This is a genomic window from Methylobacterium sp. J-043, from assembly GCF_022829505.1.
Classification (GTDB): Bacteria; Pseudomonadota; Alphaproteobacteria; order Rhizobiales; family Beijerinckiaceae; genus Methylobacterium; species Methylobacterium extorquens_A.
Genome location: NZ_JAKSYB010000045.1, coordinates 39,871 through 56,518, shown reverse-complemented (window position 1 = coordinate 56,518; position 16,648 = coordinate 39,871). Strand labels below are relative to the sequence as shown.

The following is a 16,648-nucleotide window of genomic DNA, read 5'->3' as shown; positions in this document are numbered from 1 at the left end:
CCAACCCTGCCCCTCATCCGAAGGTGCCGCACCTCAGGATGAGGGCGAGGGTGGGATTCTACGGTCTCCTCCCATTGATCGTAGTCAGGCCGCGTCGCGGCCGGCCGGTCTGCCCGCCGCCGCGTAGGCGCGGGCGATCAGGCGCATGGTGTGCAGGTCGCGTTCGGCGTCCCAGGCGGCGCGTTCGTCCGGCTCCCGCAGGGCGCGGCCGAAGGCGCGCACCTGTTCGAGGAAGGGCGAGGCCGTCGTGTCGAAGGGGATCGCTTCGACGCGGCCGTCCGCACCGTTCGTGAAGGTGACGCTACCGCCCGCGGTCTGGCCCATCGTGTCGGTCGCGGTCAGCATCCCGCTCGTGCCGACCACCTCCAGCCGGCGGCGCGGCAGGGCGTCGGGGCAGTTATAGGCGACGTTGAGCTGGGCGAGCGCGCCCGAACCGGTACGGCCGATCAGCAGGGCGCCGTCATCGACAGCGTAGTCCTGCGCGCGGGCCTGAGTCATGGCCGCGATCTCGGTGATCGGCTCGCCGAGCAGGAAATCGACGAGGTCGATCCCGTGGGGTGCGAGGTCGATCAGGGCGCCGCCGCCCGCCTGGGCGGGATCGATGCGCCAGTTGTCCTGGCCCTGGAACGATGCCCAGGCCCGGTCGAGCCAGCAGGCATAGACGATGCGCACCGCCGTCACCGTGCCGAGCCGGCCCGCGCGGATAAGGTCGCGCATGGCACGGTGGCCGGGATGGTGGCGCTGGTCGAAGGCGGTGCCGTAGAAGGTGCCGGTCTGGCGCACAGCCGCCGTCATCGCCTCCGCGTCGGCGAGGGCGGCGGCCATCGGCTTCTCGCACAGAACCGCCTTTCCGGCGGCACAGAGCGCTTCGACCGCGCCGCGATGGAGATGGTTCGGCGTGGCGACATAGACCGCCTCGACCTCAGGCTCGGCGATCAACCCGGCGAGGTCGGCATGTGCCCGCGCGCCCTCCGCTTCCGCCGCCGCACGCGAGGTCGCGCCGGGATCGGCGACGGCGATCAGCCGGTGCCCCGCGGCGCGGATGCCTGGCGCCATGTAGTCGCGGGCGACCCAGCCGTAGCCGACGATGCCCCAGCCGACGCTTCCTACCATCACCAGCGCTCCGGCAGATCGACGTATTCGCGGCGGCGGACTCGCGCTGCCTCCGACGCGCTGGGCTTACCATTCCAATCAATGGCGTTCGGGCCATCCGAATGCAGCGGATAGGTCGCCTGCGAGGCATACTCGGCCTCGTAACGCTCCGACGGCCAGCGGATGGCGAAGCCGCCCTCATCGGACACGTAGAGGGGATTGAGCTGCAGGGCCGCATCCGGCGGCGGCAGCGTGATCCCGTCGACGATCGCCCGCGGCGCCGGGCGCATCCCGGGCCCGGCCACCACCGAGAATGCCTCGCAGCTCCGGAGGTCGCGCGGCTCGCGGGGCTGCGGTGCGCGGGCTTCGACCAGCGCACGGGTCAACTCGGCATCGTCGTAGACGAGGCCGTCCGGGAACAGCTCCTCGATCTCAGTCGACGAGATCGCCTTGCCGGCCGAGAAGCCCGGCCGTCCGCTGTTGTGGATGTGGCTGAGGGCAAGCCAGCCCTCCTCTCCGGCGGTCTGCCGCAGGCAGGACAGGATGCCGGGCTTGTCGTCGAGGAAGTAGAAGGCGTCGTTGCAGATCACGAGATCGACCGGCGCCTCGGGGATCGGCCAATGCGCGGATGACGCGTCGAAACAGACGAGCTGCGCCCTCTCGCCAACCACCCAGTGCCGCGCGACCCAGAGCTTCGCGAACACCACGTCCGCCCCCGCGACCTTCAAACCGCGACGCTTCAATTCGCGCAGGTAATGGCCGATGCCGCAGGCAAGCTCAAACACGCAGACCGGGCTGTTCCAGTGCGCCTCCAGCAGGCTCAGTCCCGCCAGGAAGGTCGGGTCGGTCCAGCGGTTGACGAAATAGTCGCCGACGCGGCCCCAGCCGAGCCAGTCCACGGCCTGCCGCAGGGAGGCGCTCTCGCGCTCCCGCACCAGCCGGCGCAACGCCTCCGGGTCGGCCGGTGGGCCGGTCCACCAATCGTCCTGATCGGCCAGAAGAAGGACGAGCGCGTCCTCCACCCGATCGGCGTCGAGATGGTCGAGCGCCGCCGCGACAAGGCTGTCGCGGCCGGTGCGAAGATAGGGAATGCCATCGATGACCGGCCAGCGGGCTCCGGTTTCGGCGTCGCGCAGGGCATGCGCGCCGTCGGCCTTGAGCCTGTGGCCGGTCTCCGGCGAAAGGAGATCGAAGGGGATCATGATCCTCGGTTCTGCCGGACAGCGCGAAACGTCACGGGATGCGCATATCGGTCAGAACGCGATCCTGGAAAGCCTTGACCGGCCCGGCATGGACCAGTTCCATCTCACCGAGCACCGTCTCCATCGTGAGCGAGGCGGCCCGGAGGTGCTGCGCGATCTGCAGGACGCGGTCGATGGAATCGGCGGCGTGGAAGGCGCGGCCCTCCGCCGTGGCATCGTCCGGCAGGACGAGGCGAGCAGCGCGGACCGTCTCACGCAGCGGCTGGTCAAGCTCCGCTAGGGCCCATTCGGAGCAGCGTCCCACGATCGGCCAGAGATGGTCGCCGAGCAGCATTTCGCCGGTGAAGCCGGCATCCGGCATCGCCGCGTTGTGGAAGTGATGCGCCATCGCCGCCAGGAACACGGTCGTCGGATCGGCCCGGTAGAACGGGCTGAGCAGCACGCCGTAGACCGCCACGACGAGGCAATGCTCGGCGTGGTTCTCGGGTGGTTCGAGCAGGATGCGCGGCTTGCCGGGGCAGGTCACGCCCGCGCGGGGCTGCTGCGCCAGAGCGCCGACGAAGCCGGGCACCGGCCCGGCCGGCAAAACGGCGGGCTGGCGCAGGCAGGCCCGCAGCTGATCCCGCAACACGGCCTCGACCGATTCGGACACGGCATCGAGGCCCGCGACCAGCACGGCGGACGCCTGCGCCTCGTCGAGCCCGGCGGCCGAAAGGAACGCAGCGTCGAGATCGCAGAGCCGCGCGGCGGCCAGCGCCTTGGCCGTGATGTCGAGGGCGACCGTCTCCGGCGCAGCACCGCCGGTAAGAGCTGACCACCCTTGAGCGAACAGGCGCTCGGCGATCGAGCCCGCGCGTCCCGCCGAGCGGACGCGCTTGAGATCGCCGAGTTCGACCAGCAGTTCCCGCACCGCGACGGGGGCTGCCGGCCCGGTTTCCGAAAAACCCGTCACGGGCGCGCGGCCTTACTGCTGCGCACCGAGCCAATCGAACAGCATGCGCTGCTGCTTGCCGAAATCATGCTCCGGACCGTGGCCATTCTTCACCATCGGCGCCTTGAAGAAGGTCGAGAGCTGTTCCTGCACGCCGCCGTCGCCACGGCTCTTGGCGAGGTCCAGCACACGGGCGATTTCGATGACCAGCGGGGCCGCCAGGATCGAGTCCTTGCAGAGGAAGTTCACCTTGATCTGCATGCGCTGGCCCATGAAACCGGTGACGTCGATGTTGTCCCAGGCTTCCTTGTCGTCGCCGCGCGGACGGTAATAGTGGATGTGCACGAGGTGATCTTCGACCGGGTAGCCGAGGATCGAATCGAGCACCGTGCCCTTGGTGTTAAGCTTCGATTGCAGCGAGTTCGGATCGTTGAGGGCGAGGCCGTCACGGTTGCCGAGGATGTTGGTCGAGAACCAGCCATCGACGTGAAGCTGGCGGGCCTTCAGAGCCGGCGCCAGCACCGTCTTCATCATGGTCTGGCCGGTCTTGCCGTCCTTGCCGGCGACCGGGACGTTCAGTTCGCGGGAGAGTTCCATCAGGGCCGGTACGTCGGCTGCGATGGAGGGAGTGAAATTCGCGTAAGGAACGCCGCTCTTGATGGCTGCATAAGCATAGAGCATCGCCGGAGAGATCGACTCGTCGCTCGAATCCAGCCCCTTCTCGAAGGCTTCAGCCGAGTTCAGCACAGGCTCGGACAGATCGGGCCAGCGCTCGGTGGAGGCAAGATTGATCACCACGACGTCGTCGAGGTTGCTCTCCTTGCGGAAGCGGTTGAGGTCGTTGGCGATGACCGAGACGGTCTCGCGATGGTCCTTGGCGACGATGCGGTTGCCGCCGTCGATGTTCTTGCAGAACTTAGCCGAGCCGACCGCCGGCCAGGGGGTGATTCCCTTCAGGGCCTGGGCACCGTTCTCGATGTCCTCGCGGGTCAGCACGCCGTGGCCGGTGGCGGCGGAGGCGAGGTCGTCGCCGTTCAGGTCCCAGCCGCCGAACACGAGATCCTTGTAGTCGGCCATCCCGGCGACGGACACGCCAGCGAGCGGGAGGCCATCCAGACGGTTCGAACCCGATTTGATGGTTTCGATGCCGGCGATGGCTGTCGTCGCGACTGCACCGCCCATGCCAACGAACGCCACTCCGACGCGGCGACCGGTCTGAATGCCCATGGGAACTCGATCTTTCTGTTGTGGTGGCGCTGACGCCTTAGGATGAGCCCTAACGGGAGGCCGCGCGGCCCATGACAACTGTGACCAACCCGGTGCGTTCCGGGGCCGGCCCTGCCATCTTTGCCGCAGGCCCAGTTTCGCCGGGACCGCATTGTTTGGTTAAAATATCGTAAACACAATGGCTTAACGCTGCATTAACGGGATCACGTTTGGATCACGGGGTGGTCCCATTGTGGTCACACCCGGCGGCGAAACCTCCGCCGGTCAAACGAAGCCCGGCACAAAAGAACGCCGAGGCACCAACAAGGAAGACCGATGGGGGTTTACCCGGAGCCGGCGCGCTGCGCCGACGACGTAAGCCGACTCGTGCCTTGCGGGTCGAATGCCGGCAACGGTGCTGCTTCGCAGCCGTCGCGCGTTCGTTCGCCGCTCGTGCGTAGCCTTGCCGCCCTGAGCGCCAGCCTGACCCTGCTGCTGGCCGGGCCGCAGGACGTGTCCGCCTACGAGAACGCACATGTCGCGATAACGATCCCGACGATGGTGCGGGCCGATCTCCGCCCGGCCGGGGCCTCGGCGGAATGGGGCGGCACCGCGCTGCTCGGCCAGGACGGGGGGCTGACCGCCTCGATCGAGCGCATGCAGGCCTCGCTGGCCAATCCCCGCACGGACAACGACGACGAGATTCTGCGCTTCGGCGAGATGAGCGTGCCGCGTCTGCTGGTGGAGACGATCCTGAAGGCCTCCGAGGTGACCGGCGTCGATCCCGTCTACATGATGGCGCTGGCCGACAAGGAATCGAGCTTCGATACCAGCGTGAAGTCCTCCGCCTCCTCGGCGCAGGGTCTGTTCCAGTTCGTCACCGGCACGTGGTTGGAGATGATCCGCCAGTACGGCGCCAAGCACGGGATGGCCGACGAGGCCGCCGCGGTGAAGGGGCATGGCACCGGCATCACCATCGCCGATGCGGGACTGCGCAAGCGGGTGCTCGACCTGCGCAACGACCCCTTCGTGTCCGGTTTAATGGCCGGCGAGCTGATCAAGCGTGATCGTAGCCGGATCGAAGCCCGGATCGGCCGCGAGTTGAAGACCACCGAACTCTATCTCGCGCATTTCCTCGGCACCGCGAGCGCCGGCAAGTTCCTCTCGCTCAGCGCCGAGGATCCGGACAAGGTCGCGACGGCCGCCTTCGGCCGCGCCGCGCGGGCCAACCGCGCGATCTTCACCGCCAAGGACGGGGCCAAGCGCCGCAGCCTGACCGTGGCCGAAGTCCACGAGAAGCTCGACGGCATGATCGACCGGCGCCTGAGCCAGTATCAGGCCATCGCCGATCTCGCGCAGCAGCAGGCCGACGAGCCGGCCGCGCCGATCCTCGACGCCCGCCTGCGGCTCAATGAGGTCGTGGCGCCGTCGCTCGCGCTCCACTCGGTGCAGTAGGCACCACGGGATTGAAGCATCGTCATTTTCCGAAAGCCGGTGACCACCTTTTCGGGACGATGCTCTAACCCCACAAGTCAGGCAGCGGCGGATAGACCGTGCTGCCCTCGTAGCGCAGGGCCGGCTCCCGGTCCTGGGCGAGCAGCAGCGGCCCGTCGAGATCGACATACGCGGCGTGGTGGGCAAGCAGCATGGCCGGCGCCATGGCCAGCGACGAGCCGACCATGCAGCCGACCATGATCTCGAAGCCCCGCGCCTGCGCCTCGTGCGCGAGCTTCAGTGCCTCGGTCAGCCCGCCGGCCTTGTCGAGCTTGATGTTGATCGCGTCGTAGCGCTTGGCCAGCGCATCGAGCCCCGCGCGGTCGTGCAGGCTCTCGTCGGCGCAAATCGGGATCGTGCGGTCGATCTCGGCGAGCAATTCGTCCTCGCCTGCCGGGAGGGGCTGCTCGATCAGGCCGACGCCCGCCGCCGCGCAGGCCGCGAGGTTGTCGTGGATCGTCTCAGGGCGCCACGCCTCGTTGGCATCGACGATCAGGCGTGAATCCGGCGCGCCGCGGCGCACGGCGGCGATCCGCTCGGGGTCACCCTCGCCGCCGAGCTTCACCTTCAAGAGCGGACGGTGCGACGCCGCGCGGGCCGCTTCCTCCATCGCCTCGGGATCGCCGAGGCTCAGGGTGTAGGCGGTGGTGACGGGCCCCGGCGCGGCGACGCCCGCGAGTTCGTAGGCGGGCGTGCCGGTGCGTTTCGCCTCGAAATCCCACAGGGCGCAGTCGAGGGCGTTGCGAGCCGCGCCCGGCTTCATCCGCCCGGCAAGATCGAAACGCCCTCCCCCGCTGGCGATCCATTCGGCCTGCTCTTCGAGCGCGGCAGCGACATTCTCGACCGTCTCGCCATAACGGGCATAGGGCACGCACTCACCCCGACCGCGAAACGGACCAGCCTCGAGCGTCGCGACGACGACGACCGCCTCGGTCCGGCTGCCGCGGGAGATCGTGAACGATCCGGCGATGGGGAAGCGCTCGACGGAAACGGTCAGACGCGGCATCGGCAACGCTCCCTCAGGCCGGAAACTCGGTGGCGATGCGATCGACGATCCCCTCGACACCGAAGCGCACGGGATCGGTCGCGGGAAGGCCGTGCGTGGCCTCCGCCTCGCTCAGCAGCGCGCGCGCCTGCGAGGCGTCGAGCGCCTGCGTGTTCACGGCGATACCGACCGGGCGGATGCCCGGATTGGTCAGAGAGCCACAGCGGATGGTCAGGTCGATGACGTCCTGAATCGTCGGCAGGCTCGCCTCGACGCCCCGCATACGCGTACGGGTCGGCTCGTGGCAGATCACGAAGGCATCGGCCTGCGCGCCGTGCAGCAGGCCGAGGCTGACGCCGGCAAAGGAGGGGTGGAACAGCGAGCCCTGCCCCTCGATCAGATCCCAGTGATTCGGCTCGGCCGCCGGTGAGACCCATTCGACGGCGCCGGATATGAAATCGGCCACGACCGCATCGATCGCCACCCCCCGGCCGGAGATGAACACCCCGGTCTGGCCGGTGGCGCGGAAATCGGCGTCGAAGCCGCGCTCGCGCATGCCGCGTTCGAGGGCAAGCGCCGTATACTTCTTGCCGACGGAGCAATCGGTGCCGACCGTAAGCAGGCGACGCCCCGGCCGCTTCGTACCCTTGCCAGTGGGGAAGGTCTCGGTGGTGTGGCGGACGTCGTGCAGGGTACGGCCGCTGCGCTCCGCCGCCTCAGCGATCTGCCGGATCGAGCCGAGCCGCACGTGCAGCCCGCTCGCCACGTCGAGCCCGGCATCGAGCGCGGCAACGATCTCCTCGACCCAGTGATCGGGTAGCACGCCGCCCGCGTTGACGACGCCGACGACCATGGTCTTGCAGCCCTTGGCGACCGCCTCGTCGAGCTTCAGGTCGGGGATGTCGAGATCGGCGGCGCAGCCCTCCATCCGGAGTTGGCCGACGCACCATTCCGGCCGCCAGTCGTTGATGCCGTAGGCGGTCTTGGCGGCAAGCCGGTCCGGCACGTCGCCGAGAAACATCAGGTAGGGCGTGGCGATCTGCATGGGCGATGGTCCCGTCCGGAGCGAAGCTCCGCCTGAGAACGCGTCTATGCGCGATCCGTGCCCGATGCGCGAGGCATGACTGCAAAAGCGTTGCAGCCATACTTCATCATGCCGATGTTCCCGACGTGGTCCTTGACCGGGGTCTTGCCTATTCCTCGATCCGCCGCACCGCCCCCTTGGCGGCGCTGGTGGCGAGCATGGCGTAGGCGCGCAGCGCCGTGCTGACCTTGCGCTTGCGGGGCGCGGCCGGACGCCAGCCTTCCGCCTCGCGGGCGGCGCGGCGCTCGGCGAGCACCGCCTCATCGACGGCAAGGTGGATGCGCCGGTTCGGGATGTCGATCTCGATCCGGTCGCCCTGCTCCACGAGGCCGATCAGACCGCCCTCGGCGGCTTCCGGCGAGACGTGGCCGATGGACAGGCCGGAGGAGCCGCCGGAGAAGCGGCCGTCGGTGACCAGTGCGCAGGCTTTGCCGAGGCCCTTCGATTTTAGGTAGCTGGTCGGGTAGAGCATCTCCTGCATGCCGGGGCCGCCGCGGGGGCCCTCGTAGCGGATCAGCACGACCTCGCCGGCCTTCACCCGGCCGTTGAGGATGGCATCCACCGACGCATCCTGGCTCTCGAACACGTGGGCGGTGCCGGTGAAGGTGAGGATCGAGGCATCGACGCCGGCCGTCTTCACGATGCAGCCATCCTCGGCGAGGTTGCCGTAGAGCACGGCCAGCCCGCCATCCTTCGAATAGGCGTGGTCGGCCGCACGGATGACGCCGGCCTCGCGGTCGAGGTCGAGTTCATCCCAGCGCGAGGCTTGGCTGAAGGCGACCTGGGTCGGCACGCCGCCGGGCGCGGCGCGGAAGAAAGTCTGGACCGCCTCGCTCTGGGTCTTCTTGACGTCCCAGCGGTCGAGCGCCGCGCCAAGCGTGCCCGAGCCGACATTGCCGACGGAGCGGTCGATCAGACCGGCGCGGTCGAGTTCGCCGAGGATGCCCATGATGCCGCCGGCCCGGTGCACGTCCTCCATGTGGACGTTCGCGACCGCCGGGGCGACCTTGCACAGCACCGGAACGCGGCGCGACAGCCGGTCGATATCGGCCATGGTGAAGGGCACCTCGCCCTCGTGCGCGGCGGCGAGCAGGTGCAGCACCGTGTTGGTCGAGCCGCCCATGGCGATGTCGAGCGTCATCGCGTTCTCGAAGGCGGCCATCGTCGCGATCGCGCGCGGCAGGACGCTGGCGTCGTCCTGCTCGTAGTGGCGGCGGGCGAGATCGACGATGAGGTGGCCCGCCTCGACGAACAGGCGCTTACGGTCGGCGTGCGTCGCCAGCGTCGAGCCGTTGCCGGGCAACGAGAGACCGAGCGCCTCGGTGAGGCAGTTCATGGAATTGGCCGTGAACATGCCCGAGCACGAGCCGCAGGTCGGGCAGGCCGAGCGCTCGATGACGGCCACATCCTCGTCCGAGACCCGGTCGTCGGCCGCCGCCACCATGGCGTCGACGAGGTCGAACTTGCGGGTGACGCCGTTCATCACGACCTTGCCCGCCTCCATCGGCCCGCCGGAAACGAACACCGCCGGGATGTTGAGGCGCAGAGCCGCCATCAGCATGCCGGGGGTAATCTTGTCGCAATTCGAGATGCAGACCATGGCGTCGGCACAATGCGCGTTGACCATGTACTCGACCGAGTCCGCGATCAGCTCGCGCGACGGCAGCGAGTAAAGCATCCCGTCATGGCCCATGGCGATGCCATCATCGACCGCGATGGTGTTGAACTCCTTTGCGACTCCGCCCGCCTGCTCGATCTCGCGGGCCACGAGCTGGCCAAGATCCTTCAGGTGGACGTGGCCGGGCACGAACTGCGTGAACGAATTCACCACCGCGATGATCGGCTTGCCGAAATCCGAATCCTTCATGCCCGTGGCGCGCCACAGGCCGCGGGCGCCGGCCATGTTACGGCCGTGTGTGGTGGTGCGGGAGCGGTAAGCGGGCATTCTTTCGGGACTTTTCGAATCCGACCGGCCATTCGACCGGTCATCCAAAACACGCCCTCATCCTGAGGTGCGGAGCGAAGCGGAGCCTCGAAGGAGGCTTCCAGGGATCGCGGGCCTTCTGGAGCCCTCCTTCGAGGCCGCTTCGCGGCACTTCAGGATGAGGGGATTGGGCGGGACGAGCGCCGGTTACACCACCGCGGCGTGCTGCGCGTGCAGCCGCACGGAGGCCGCCGAGAGCTTGTTGAGCGCCGAGAGATACGCCTTAGCCGAGGCCACCAGCGTATCCGGATCGGCGCCGCGCGCCGTGACCGAGCGCTCACCGGCCTTCAGGCGGACCGAGACTTCGGCCTGCGCGTCGGTGCCCTCGGTCACGGCGTGGACCTGATAGAGTTCGAGCACTGCGTCGTGCGGCACGATCTCGTGGATCGCGTTGAAGACCGCGTCGACCGGGCCATTGCCGTCGGCCTCCGCGGTAAAGACGCGGCCGTCCATCTCGATCTTCATCGTTGCGCGCTGCGGGCCCCGCGTGCCGGCGATCACCGACAGGGAGACGAGCTTGATGCGGTCGTGGGCGGTGGCGAGCTTCTCGTCCACCAGCGCCTCGATATCCTCGTCGTAGACGTGCTTCTTCCGGTCGGCCAACGCCTTGAAGCGCTCGAACACGTCCTGGAACTGGTTGTCGGACAGCGAGATGCCGAGTTCGCCGAGCTTCGACTTGAACGCGGCGCGCCCCGAATGCTTGCCCATCACCAACGAGGTCTTGGCGAGCCCGACGGAGGCCGGGGTCATGATCTCGTAGGTCTCGGAATGCTTGAGCATGCCGTCCTGGTGGATGCCACTTTCGTGGGCGAAGGCGTTCCGGCCGACGATGGCCTTGTTGTACTGCACGGGGAAGTTCGCCGCGTGGCTGACGAGCTTCGAGGCGCGGGTCAGCATCGTCGAGTCGATGCCGGTGTCGTAGGGCATCACGTCGGCGCGGGTGCGGATCGCCATGACGATCTCTTCGAGCGCCGCATTGCCGGCGCGCTCGCCGATGCCGTTGACCGTACACTCGATCTGCCGGGCTCCGCCCTCCAGGCCGGCGAGGGAGTTCGCCACCGCCAGTCCGAGATCATTGTGGCAATGCACGGAGAAGATCGCCCTGTCGGCGTTCGGTACGCGCTCGCGGACTTGACGGAACATCGCGCCGTATTCCTGCGGCGTGGCGTAACCCACCGTATCGGGCAGGTTGATGGTGGTGGCGCCCGAGCGGATCGCCGCCTCTACACAGCGGCAGAGGTAGTCGATGTCGGTACGGGTCGCGTCCATGGCCGACCATTCCACGTCCTCGACGAGGTCGCGGGCCTGGGCCACGGTCTTGAGGATGATCTCGATCACCTCATCCTGCGTCTTGCGCATCTGGTGGGCGAGGTGGATCGCCGAGGTCGAGACGAAGGTGTGGATGCGGCCGCGCTCGGCGTGCCGCACCGCCTCGCCGGCCCGGGCGATGTCGGCGGGGATGGCGCGGGCGAGGCCCGCCACGGTGGCCCGCTTGGTGCGCCGGGCGATCTCGGAGACGGCCTCGAAGTCGCCGTTCGAGGCGATGGGGAAGCCCGCCTCGATGATATCGACGCCCATTCCGTCGAGCAGTTCGGCCACCGCCAGCTTCTCGTCGAGCGTCATGGTGGCGCCGGGGCATTGCTCGCCGTCGCGCAACGTCGTGTCGAAGATGACGACGCGGTCTTTCGCGCTCTGAGTGGTGTTCGCCATGGGTCTTCGTTCCTCGCAGCCGGCGCGCTCGACACTGTGGGAGCGGCGCCGGAAAAAGCCTGTCTTCCGGTCGATGGGCGGCGTCCCCTGAGAGCCCAGGCGATCACGCCCGGACGGCCCTCAGGGGCGGCTAAGAAGCAGGCCTACGAGAATGAGCGCGCACGACGAAGCGGCCGCGAGAGCGGCGCCATCGTTCGTCTGCGCAGGGCGGCCAGGGGCCACGCTCGATTCTCCTCAAGAGGCTGACTCGCGGTAAGACCGTCACGAGACCAGGGTGGCGGTATGTACCGATTGGCGGGGATCGTGACAAGCACATGCCAGTGGACCGCTTGAAGCCGATCGCCCTGATTCTCTGCGGGCCTCGGTCGCCGGCGCTGGCCTCCGCAGGCTCATGCTTCCGCTCCGCTCGATACTGTTCGGTGCTCACCCCCCGAAAAGCCCGCTTCGCGCGACGCTCTTCGCGCCTTGAAGTCGTGCACGCGGCTTCGGGCAAATGCACTGTACCGCGTCTGTCCGACGATTGACCGGCCCATGCCCGAAGGGCACAAACCGCCAGCCAAGCTTGGCTGCAGCGAACCTGCTCTCGCAACCGGAGAGACCCGTCGTGCCCGCGCCGCTTCCCCGTGCCGTCTCCCTCCTCCTCCTCGGCTGCGCCTTGACTGCCTGCCAGTCGAGCGCGCCGCCTCCGGTCGCGGCCGTAGCCGCAGCACCGGCTGTCACCGCCCTGCCAACCGGCGCCGGTTGCGGCCCGACCATCGCCCGGACGCAGGCCATCGTCACGGGCGACGTGAAGACCGGCGATTTGTCCGCGGCCGTCGGCACGCGCTTCAGCGCCGACCTCGATAAGGCAGCGGGTGCCTGTGCCGCCGGCCGCGAGGGCGAGGCGACGAGCCTGCTCGCGGCGGCCAAGGCGCGCTACGGCTACCGGTAACAGCCGGGCTTTCAGACCGGAAAGATGCTTGCGAGATAGGCCTGAACGAAGCCCGGCATCCGGGCGGCGTCGATGTCGGCGCGCGAACGGGCGATGACGCTGCGGGCGAGTTCCGGCTCGTCCTCGGGGCCGCGATGCGATTCGATCCGGGTCTTCAGCGTCTCGGCCGAGCCGTCGAAGTGAACCGGGCGCAGGAAGGCGAGTTGGCCGTCGCCGCGCAGCAGCACCCATTCCTCCGCCGCCCCCTCGGGAAGCGTCAGGCCGGTTTCCTCCAAAAGCTCGCGTGCGGCGCTGCCCGCGAGATCGACCGTGCCGTCGTCGCGCAGGTCGCCGGGATCGGGCGTACCGCAGGGGAAGTAGATCTGGCCGGCATTGGCGGTGTGGGCGCCCATCACGCCGAGCAGGACCGCCCCGTCACGGCTGTGCGGAACGATCGCCGCGAAGGCGTTGGCCACAAGCGCGTCGGGCACGCCCGCATCGCGGAAGGCGAGGAAGCGCGAGTAGCGCACCTCGAACAGGCTCGCCTCGCAGCTGCCGTCCGCGATCGCGCAGCCGCTGGCGAGGTAGACCGGCCCGTCGAACAGGCCCGGGGTGTCCACCCGTCGGCGCTCCCAGTTGCAGTCGATCGCCTCGGCGTTGTCACGCGCCCAGGCCCAATCGTGCTCGACGCGCCGCGCCGAGACCCGCTCCAGCGGCGTGAGGCTGAAACCGGGTGCGGCCTCGCCCGCGATCTCAATCGACACGCAGCACGCCCTCGCTGACCACCACGGCCTGCCCGCCGATCTCAACGGAGCGGAGAGCGCCCTCCGCGATGACGACCTGAAGGTCGATCGTGCTCGGCCGCCCCATGGCGACGCCTTGGCGGATGGTCACGTCGTGGGTGCCCTCGCCCAGCGGCTCGAACTGCATCAGCACGCCGGCGAAGGCGGCCGCGGCGCTGCCCGTCGCCGGGTCTTCCGCGACGCCGAGATGGGGCGCGAACATCCGCGCTTGATAGCTCTGCCCAAGGCCCTCCGCGTCGACGGCGTAGAGGTAGAGCGCGTCGGGTTCGGCATGTCGGAACAGGCGCTCGAACCGAGCGGTATCGAGCCGGGCCTGCGCCAGCGCCTCACCGGAGGCCAGCGGCACAAAGGTGAAGGAGGGGCCGGCCCCGTGGCGACTCGGCTGATGGCGGTGGAAGCCGAGATCACCGGGCTTCAGTCCCAGGGCCGCCGCCAGGGCATCGTTGGCCGGGGCCTCGCCGAGATAGGTCGGCAGAACCGGCAGCTTGAAGCGGGCACGGCCACTTTTGCCATCCTCCGCGGCCTCGACCACGCAGGAGACGATGCCGATCTCTTCCTCGATGCCGAAGGCAGCGGCATCGGCCAAAGCCACCGCCTGCCGCTCGGCCCGGTCGCGGAGAGCGAGCAGCACCGCCGTTCCGACCGTCGGATGGCCGGCGAAGGGCAGTTCGCGGGCCGGCGTGAAGATACGCAGACGGGCCCGGTGGCGCGACTCGGCCTGCGGCAGGACGAACACCGTCTCCGACAGGTTGAACTCGCCGGCGATCACCTGCATCGCCTCGGCGCTGAGCCCCTCGCTGTCGAGCACCACCGCGAGCGGATTTCCGGCCAGCGGCGTGTCGGTGAACACGTCGAGGGTGGCGAAGCGGCGGTCCGGCATCATGACTCCTTTTTGAAGATTCAGACGATCTCGACGGGGAAGGCCGCGCTCGGCGCGACGAATTCTTCCTGCGCCTCAACGGTCAGCAGCTCTTCCGAACCAGCTTCCGCGGTTCGGCGTAGCAGGCCGTGGATCGAGGCCGCCGCCATGCCGAGCGCCAGGGCCGCCGAGCCGGTGCGCAGGTAATGCACGAGATAGAGCGCTGCGACCGCATCGCCCGCGCCCGAGACCGCTTTCAGGTCGAGCTGGGGCGTGCGCACCCGCCAGAACGAGCCGCCCTCGGCCGCCATCATGTCGATTGCGTCCGGCGGCGTCTCGGCGGTGACGAGCGAGGTGACGAGCAGGACGCGGGGGCCGAGCGCTTGCACCGAGGCAGCCGCGCGTTTGGCCGCCTCCAGCGTGTCGCTCGGCGCATCCGAGATGAGATCGAGTTCGAACTGATTCGGGGTGAGGATGTCGGCCGCGGGAACGGCCTGCGACCGCATGAAGTCGGCGATGCCGGGGCGGACATAGACGCCGGAATAGGTGTCGCCGATCACCGGATCGCAGCAATAGAGCGCCGCGCGGTTGGCCGCCCGGACGGCCGCGACCGTCCGCAGAATCGCAGTGCCGATATCGGCCGAGCCCATATAGCCGGAGAGCACCGCATCGCATTCTTTCAACGCGCCGCGCTCGGCCACGCCCTGCACCACCTCCTCCACTGCCGGCCCGTCGAAGACGCGCCCGCGCCATTGCCCGTAGCCGGTATGGTTGGAGAACTGCACCGTGTGCACCGGCCAGACCTCGACCCCGAGCCGCTGCATCGGGAACACGGCGGACGAATTGCCCACATGGCCGTAGGCGACATGCGACTGGATCGACAGAACCTTCATGGTGCTCCGGTATCCGCTCCTGAAACCTGATAACCCAGCGGGACCCTGCGCGCATCCGATCGGTGCGGCAGCGCGTTACGGCTCGGCCGAACAGGGCCAATCTTCCGGAGTGAGTATGGATTTCGACGCCGCCCGCCAGTCCATCCTCACCTTCCTCGAGACCTACAAGGCTTGGGCTCCTGTCGTGACGGGGGTGATCGCCTTCTGCGAATCGCTGGCCGTTCTGTCGCTGCTGGTGCCGGCCACGGCGATCCTGCTCGGCATCGGCGCCCTGATCGGCAGCAGCGGCCTGCCGTTCTGGCCCTTGGTCATCGGGGCCGGCATCGGCGCGGGACTGGGGGATTGGGTCTCCTATGAGGTCGGCTTCTACTACAAGGACGGAATCAAGCGCCTCTGGCCGATGAGCCGGCACCCGGAAATGACGGCCAAGGCCGAGGCCTTCCTGCGGCGCTGGGGGGCGGGAGCGATCGTCATCGGCCGCTTCATTGGCCCGGCGCGGGCGGTGGTCCCGCTGGTCGCTGGCAGCTTCGGCCTCGCACGCATCCCGTTCCAGCTCGCGAATTGGAGTTCGGCCTTCGTCTGGGCCTTCGTGCTGCTCGCCCCCGGCGCGGGCCTGCTGACATGGCTCCATTACTGACGCGCCATGCGACGCTTCCCGCCCGAACGCATCGTCTGCCTCACCGAGGAGACCGTCGAGACACTCTATTTGCTGGGCGAGGATCGCCGCATCGTCGGGGTCTCGGGCTACGCCGTGCGCCCGCCGCAGGTGCGCCGGGAGAAGCCGCGTGTCTCAGCCTTCACCAGTGCCGACCTGCCGAAGATTCTCGCCCTCGAACCGGACCTCGTCCTCGCCTTCTCCGACCTCCAGGCCGAGATCGTCGCCAGCCTCGCCCGCGCCGGCGTGGCGGTCCACCTGTTCAACCAGCGCGATGTGGCCGGCTGCCTTGCAATGATCCGCACCGTCGGCGCCCTCGTTGGCGCGGCGGAGCGGGCCGAGGCGCTGGCGCGGTCCTACGAGGCGCATCTCGCGGAGGTCGCCGCCAAGAACGCGGGGCGCGGACGGCCGAAGGTCTATTTCGAGGAGTGGGACGAGCCGATGATCTCCGGCATCGGCTGGGTCTCCGACCTGATTGGTTATGCCGGCGGGCAGGACGTGTTTCCGGACTTGAGCCGCGCCCAGGCAGCTAAGGACCGGATCGTCACCGCGGATCAGGTGATCGCGGCCGCGCCCGACGTGATACTCGCCTCCTGGTGCGGCAAGCGCGTCAACGTGGAGCGCATCCGCGCTCGACCCGGATGGGACGCCATTCCCGCAGTGGCGGCAGGGCGCATCCATGAAATCAAGTCGCCGCTGATCCTCCAGCCGGGCCCGGCGGCGCTGACGGACGGGTTCGCGGCAATCCGGGCGGCTTTGGCCGTGCGGCAAAGCGGCCGGTGACACCGACGTGATCCCGCTGGCAGGATGCGCGGACTCGATTCGGCCGCATCCGCAAGC

At 68.7% G+C, this 16,648-nt stretch carries 15 protein-coding genes; 4 read left to right on the top strand and 11 right to left on the bottom strand.

Features of this window, described 5'->3' with window-relative positions; translation table 11 throughout:
* Positions 1-84: 84 nt before the first annotated feature.
* Genes MKK50_RS11735 through MKK50_RS11720 form a run of 4 tightly spaced genes read right to left on the bottom strand, consistent with a single transcriptional unit; the run spans position 85 to position 4,452 of the window.
* Entirely contained in the window at positions 85-1,113 is a 1,029-nt protein-coding gene (locus MKK50_RS11735) for a Gfo/Idh/MocA family protein (protein WP_499022426.1), read from the bottom strand.
* Positions 1,113-2,294 (bottom strand): class I SAM-dependent methyltransferase, encoded by a 1,182-nt coding sequence (locus tag MKK50_RS11730; RefSeq protein ID WP_499022425.1) that lies wholly within the window; start codon positions 2,292-2,294, stop codon positions 1,113-1,115. Before MKK50_RS11730 ends, MKK50_RS11735 begins: the two co-directional genes overlap by 1 nt.
* Positions 2,295-2,325: 31 nt before the next feature.
* Positions 2,326-3,246: a hypothetical protein gene (locus MKK50_RS11725; protein ID WP_499022423.1), complete on the bottom strand. Its 921-nt coding sequence runs from the start codon at positions 3,244-3,246 to the stop codon at positions 2,326-2,328.
* Positions 3,247-3,258: 12 nt separating this feature from the next.
* On the bottom strand, positions 3,259-4,452 hold the full coding sequence (locus tag MKK50_RS11720) for an inositol-3-phosphate synthase (RefSeq protein WP_499022422.1): 1,194 nt from the start codon (positions 4,450-4,452) through the stop codon (positions 3,259-3,261).
* A 315-nt stretch (positions 4,453-4,767) separates the two neighbouring features.
* On the opposite strand from MKK50_RS11720, the gene MKK50_RS11715 reads away from it, so the two are divergent.
* Positions 4,768-5,886 carry a transglycosylase SLT domain-containing protein gene (locus MKK50_RS11715; protein ID WP_499022420.1) on the top strand — a complete coding sequence of 373 codons (1,119 nt, stop codon included), beginning with the start codon at positions 4,768-4,770 and terminating at the stop codon, positions 5,884-5,886.
* A gap of 64 nt (positions 5,887-5,950) precedes the next feature.
* Here the strand turns inward: MKK50_RS11715 and dgcA are convergent, their stop codons facing one another.
* The 4 genes from dgcA to MKK50_RS11695 all read right to left on the bottom strand — a co-directional run bounded on the left by dgcA (position 5,951) and on the right by MKK50_RS11695 (position 11,688).
* Positions 5,951-6,931, bottom strand: a complete 981-nt coding sequence (dgcA, locus tag MKK50_RS11710; protein WP_499022418.1) for an N-acetyl-D-Glu racemase DgcA — start codon at positions 6,929-6,931, stop codon at positions 5,951-5,953.
* A gap of 13 nt (positions 6,932-6,944) precedes the next feature.
* Positions 6,945-7,955 carry an N-acetyltransferase DgcN gene (gene dgcN / locus MKK50_RS11705; protein ID WP_499022416.1) on the bottom strand — a complete coding sequence of 337 codons (1,011 nt, stop codon included), beginning with the start codon at positions 7,953-7,955 and terminating at the stop codon, positions 6,945-6,947.
* Between the two features lie 148 nt (positions 7,956-8,103).
* The gene (ilvD, locus tag MKK50_RS11700) at positions 8,104-9,939 is read right to left on the bottom strand and encodes a dihydroxy-acid dehydratase (RefSeq protein WP_499022414.1); all 1,836 of its coding nucleotides are present in this window, start codon (positions 9,937-9,939) and stop codon (positions 8,104-8,106) included.
* Positions 9,940-10,125: 186 nt separating this feature from the next.
* Positions 10,126-11,688 (bottom strand): 2-isopropylmalate synthase, encoded by a 1,563-nt coding sequence (locus MKK50_RS11695; RefSeq protein ID WP_499022412.1) that lies wholly within the window; start codon positions 11,686-11,688, stop codon positions 10,126-10,128.
* Positions 11,689-12,292: 604 nt separating this feature from the next.
* Here MKK50_RS11695 and MKK50_RS11690 point away from each other — a divergent pair.
* Complete coding sequence (locus MKK50_RS11690) at positions 12,293-12,619, top strand: hypothetical protein (RefSeq protein WP_499022410.1); 327 nt, start codon at positions 12,293-12,295, stop codon at positions 12,617-12,619.
* A gap of 11 nt (positions 12,620-12,630) precedes the next feature.
* On the opposite strand, the gene MKK50_RS11685 is transcribed toward MKK50_RS11690, so the two are convergent.
* Genes MKK50_RS11685 through pdxY form a run of 3 tightly spaced genes read right to left on the bottom strand, consistent with a single transcriptional unit; the run spans position 12,631 to position 15,153 of the window.
* A complete protein-coding gene (locus tag MKK50_RS11685; RefSeq protein WP_499022407.1) occupies positions 12,631-13,362 on the bottom strand; it encodes an NUDIX hydrolase in 732 nt (243 codons plus the stop codon).
* The gene (locus MKK50_RS11680; protein WP_499022406.1) at positions 13,352-14,281 is read right to left on the bottom strand and encodes a PhzF family phenazine biosynthesis protein; all 930 of its coding nucleotides are present in this window, start codon (positions 14,279-14,281) and stop codon (positions 13,352-13,354) included. Before MKK50_RS11680 ends, MKK50_RS11685 begins: the two co-directional genes overlap by 11 nt.
* A gap of 20 nt (positions 14,282-14,301) precedes the next feature.
* Positions 14,302-15,153 carry a pyridoxal kinase PdxY gene (gene pdxY / locus MKK50_RS11675; protein ID WP_499022404.1) on the bottom strand — a complete coding sequence of 284 codons (852 nt, stop codon included), beginning with the start codon at positions 15,151-15,153 and terminating at the stop codon, positions 14,302-14,304.
* A 115-nt stretch (positions 15,154-15,268) separates the two neighbouring features.
* Here pdxY and MKK50_RS11670 point away from each other — a divergent pair, with 115 nt between their 5' ends.
* A complete protein-coding gene (locus MKK50_RS11670; RefSeq protein WP_253371958.1) occupies positions 15,269-15,790 on the top strand; it encodes a DedA family protein in 522 nt (173 codons plus the stop codon).
* Between the two features lie 6 nt (positions 15,791-15,796).
* Positions 15,797-16,591 carry a cobalamin-binding protein gene (locus MKK50_RS11665; protein ID WP_499022402.1) on the top strand — a complete coding sequence of 265 codons (795 nt, stop codon included), beginning with the start codon at positions 15,797-15,799 and terminating at the stop codon, positions 16,589-16,591.
* Positions 16,592-16,648: the final 57 nt, after the last annotated feature.

Excerpts from the sequence above, each read along its gene's own strand:
- pdxY (WP_499022404.1), bottom strand. The coding sequence starts at position 15,153 with ATGAAGGTTCTGTCGATCCAGTCGCATGTCGCCTACGGCCATGTGGGC.
- MKK50_RS11695 (WP_499022412.1), bottom strand. The coding sequence starts at position 11,688 with ATGGCGAACACCACTCAGAGCGCGAAAGACCGCGTCGTCATCTTCGAC.
- MKK50_RS11665 (WP_499022402.1), top strand. The coding sequence starts at position 15,797 with ATGCGACGCTTCCCGCCCGAACGCATCGTCTGCCTCACCGAGGAGACC.
- MKK50_RS11680 (WP_499022406.1), bottom strand. The coding sequence starts at position 14,281 with ATGCCGGACCGCCGCTTCGCCACCCTCGACGTGTTCACCGACACGCCG.
- dgcN (WP_499022416.1), bottom strand. The coding sequence starts at position 7,955 with ATGCAGATCGCCACGCCCTACCTGATGTTTCTCGGCGACGTGCCGGAC.
- ilvD (WP_499022414.1), bottom strand. The coding sequence starts at position 9,939 with ATGCCCGCTTACCGCTCCCGCACCACCACACACGGCCGTAACATGGCC.
- MKK50_RS11735 (WP_499022426.1), bottom strand. The coding sequence starts at position 1,113 with ATGGTAGGAAGCGTCGGCTGGGGCATCGTCGGCTACGGCTGGGTCGCC.
- MKK50_RS11670 (WP_253371958.1), top strand. The coding sequence starts at position 15,269 with ATGGATTTCGACGCCGCCCGCCAGTCCATCCTCACCTTCCTCGAGACC.
- MKK50_RS11730 (WP_499022425.1), bottom strand. The coding sequence starts at position 2,294 with ATGATCCCCTTCGATCTCCTTTCGCCGGAGACCGGCCACAGGCTCAAG.
- MKK50_RS11720 (WP_499022422.1), bottom strand. The coding sequence starts at position 4,452 with ATGGGCATTCAGACCGGTCGCCGCGTCGGAGTGGCGTTCGTTGGCATG.
- dgcA (WP_499022418.1), bottom strand. The coding sequence starts at position 6,931 with ATGCCGCGTCTGACCGTTTCCGTCGAGCGCTTCCCCATCGCCGGATCG.
- MKK50_RS11715 (WP_499022420.1), top strand. The coding sequence starts at position 4,768 with ATGGGGGTTTACCCGGAGCCGGCGCGCTGCGCCGACGACGTAAGCCGA.